This window comes from Flavobacterium sp. (genome assembly GCF_043722275.1).
In the GTDB taxonomy this organism is placed as follows: domain Bacteria; phylum Bacteroidota; class Bacteroidia; order Flavobacteriales; family Flavobacteriaceae; genus Flavobacterium.
In genome coordinates, this window is the sequence record NZ_JAYSPC010000166.1 from 1 (window position 1) to 2,832 (window position 2,832).

The following is a 2,832-nucleotide window of genomic DNA, read 5'->3' on the forward strand; positions in this document are numbered from 1 at the left end:
AAGTGTACATAACATAAAATTTTAAAAATGATAAAATAAATATGTAGCATCACCACGGCCTAAGTCCAAACAAAAACCAAATAAAAACCATAGTACTACAGTTCAAAATATTTACTGAAGCCTTATTTTTATTTTTTTGAACGAATTTTTATTTTACCAAATTGTAGTTAAAAAAATAAAAAAAAGAGAGCTGGTGAGATACTGTTGAGCCGACTTGTTTAGTTTGGTTTATTTGATTTTTTTTGGCTGGCCGTAACTTTGTGTAATATTTGTTTTTGATTTCCACCCGAAGCCCACTGTAAAGGATTCTAAAAATCGCTACCATTCTTTAATAGCCAGTTGCTGAATTAAAATCTGTTATTAATGATGTTGGGTGCGATGGTTTGCAGCTTCCCGGACAAGGCTTGTGAGTGGCTTAGGGATGCTGTTTCTGTGCCAATCGAACGATAATGTTCATTACTGAAAGGCTACCGACTGAATGAGCAAGTGAGTGTAGTTTACGGAACGGACGAAGCGAAATGAAGAAAGCTGGCTTGAAAGCAGAACGCATTGCATTAGGGATAGGAGTGAAAATCCTTTTGCGATGGCAAAAGATTATAACGCATAGCCAGACCCGCCCTTGTATTTTGGCGGGGAATGCTAACATTATAGCGATTGACTTTACTATGATTTATTTGATATTTTGATTGGCGTAATTACATGCATTGATTTACAAAGCAGAGTAATAATGCCCGCACAGGAAACCTATGCTAAGGCTTTGCTTCATTCCTGCGCCTGATGTGATTTGAAAATCGCTTGCCCACAACTGAAGCCCACTACTGGTTTAAAAGTTGAAGATATTTACTAAGCTAAATTAGCAGAAGGCGTTTTCATTTTTTCTATTTTTCCACCCTTTATTATCAGCCAAATTGCAAGTCCAATCTCTCCCAATGCCATTGGTAATGCTAAAATATTATTTAAAGTTCTTGTAAACTCTGTCAAGTTAGGGCAAGTGGTTTTTAATATGTGAACGATAATATAAGAAACCCCTGCAAGAATTGTTATGTACCGTAAAATCTTCGGCACTGATTGATGTAACTTCATTAACAGTCCAATAAATAGTAAATGAATACCAAAAACCACTAAACCAAATGACCAAATTTTTTCAAACGTCTTGTAATTTTCTAAAACAATTTTGTTGTTGGTTTGCTCAATATTTATTGTCAAGTAATATGTTGCAATACTAAATATCAATGTATAAAAAATCCTGGAAATAAATGAAAGAATAGCAAGTTTCTTGTTGTCATTTTTAAAATATTGAAAAAGTGTCCAAGAAATCAATATGTCAAGAATAATTATTAATAAAATACCCACCAGCATAAATTTGTAGAGTTCCATATTTTCTGTTAACTTCTTTTGGGCAAATTCAAGTTGGCTTGGGTCAATAAACTTTGTATACGCAAATCCAAGTGAAAACCCCGCTATCAAAGCCATCAAAACAAGAGAGTACCCTGTAATTTTCGCAATTGTTCTTTGTCTATTCATTTTTATTACTCGTTATAAATTATCTATTCACCTCTCATTGTCAGCTCACTTCTCTACATATAGTTTGCTATGCTTACCGCTAACGCTAAAGAATTTGCTTTTACAAAGATTTTCTTTTCTGCTGTTTTTTAGTGATTCGCTTTATTCGGTAAACTATAAACAACTTTGCCGGCCGAGTCAAGGAAATTTATTTTTGCCTCTCCCGTTGAATCAACTATAAGCTGAATTCTTGGCTTCCCTTTTTTATCTGATAAGTTTATTAATGAAGCTTTGTTTGCGTCTTTACCAATAAAAACCCGATGGGCAAAGGCAGGGTCACCATTAACAGGCTCGAGCAGTTGCTTAAGTTTAGCATCTCTCTCGGGGCCATTTGGTAATTTTTCTGTTTCCTTGTATGTACGACGAAACTCGGGATACGGAGGACTGTTATGCCAATCATCGACATATAATCCTGTTTTCCTGTCCCCGTTATCATCTAGATATTGTAAATACAGAACTTGATTTTGATTGTATTGGTCAAACGAAAAATGCCCTGATGCAAAATATTTGCCACTACTGTCCTTTCTTCCTGAAAATACAAGCCCTCCGCATTCAGTAGCCTCGTCATCATAAAATATTAAACCACCACGATTGCCTCCTGGAATTCCAAAAGGTTTTCCGTGATTCAAATTTGCGGGTGATTTTTCCACATTGGAAAGAACTAATCTGGGTAGTCCATTTGGTTCAACAATATTTATCCGATTTGCGGTTAGTTCCTCTACTGTTAAGTTCCCCGTAATTCTATCCTTTTTTAAAATTAAGAATAAGGCAATTAATAATAAAACCGATGAAACCATTGCGTACACTGATAAAAAGCGTATTTGCTTGTTAATTTTCTTTAAGCTATCTGTCATAATAAATCATTTTTATAATTCACTTCTTGTGCAACAACCCTGCGCCACATGTTAGTGGCCGGGCATTTTATTCGTAATGTTTTTCCAATATTGTTTTAAACTCTGTCGGATTATGAAGCCAAGGAATATGACCACAATTTTTTATTGACCATACTTTCGCAGTTGGATAACGATTTATAACAAAGTCTTTGCTTGTTTTGTAAATGTCTCGGTCGCCATAAACAATTGTAATTTTGTAATTGGGATTTTCCTGTTTGTTTAAAATTGAATATTTTACAATTTCAGGTCTTGTTTTATTTATTGGGTCTGCTTTTAAATTGCCTAAGTCAACTCCTAAATGCTCTGTTTTTATAAAATCGTAATTGTAGTTTTTCATTACTTGTTTAAAAAGTCGTTTATATGCATTGTCACTTCC

At 34.4% G+C, this 2,832-nt stretch carries 3 protein-coding genes; all 3 read right to left on the reverse strand.

Features of this window, described 5'->3' with window-relative positions:
- Window positions 1-843: 843 nt before the first annotated feature.
- Window positions 844-1,524: a DUF4386 domain-containing protein gene (locus ACHZDT_RS20560; protein ID WP_394776575.1), complete on the reverse strand. Its 681-nt coding sequence runs from the start codon at window positions 1,522-1,524 to the stop codon at window positions 844-846.
- Between the two features lie 128 nt (window positions 1,525-1,652).
- Window positions 1,653-2,417, reverse strand: coding sequence for a hypothetical protein (locus ACHZDT_RS20565; protein WP_394776576.1), 765 nt, complete (start codon window positions 2,415-2,417; stop codon window positions 1,653-1,655).
- A gap of 67 nt (window positions 2,418-2,484) precedes the next feature.
- On the reverse strand, window positions 2,485-2,832 hold a 348-nt coding region (locus tag ACHZDT_RS20570; RefSeq protein WP_394776577.1), incomplete at its 5' end, for a hypothetical protein.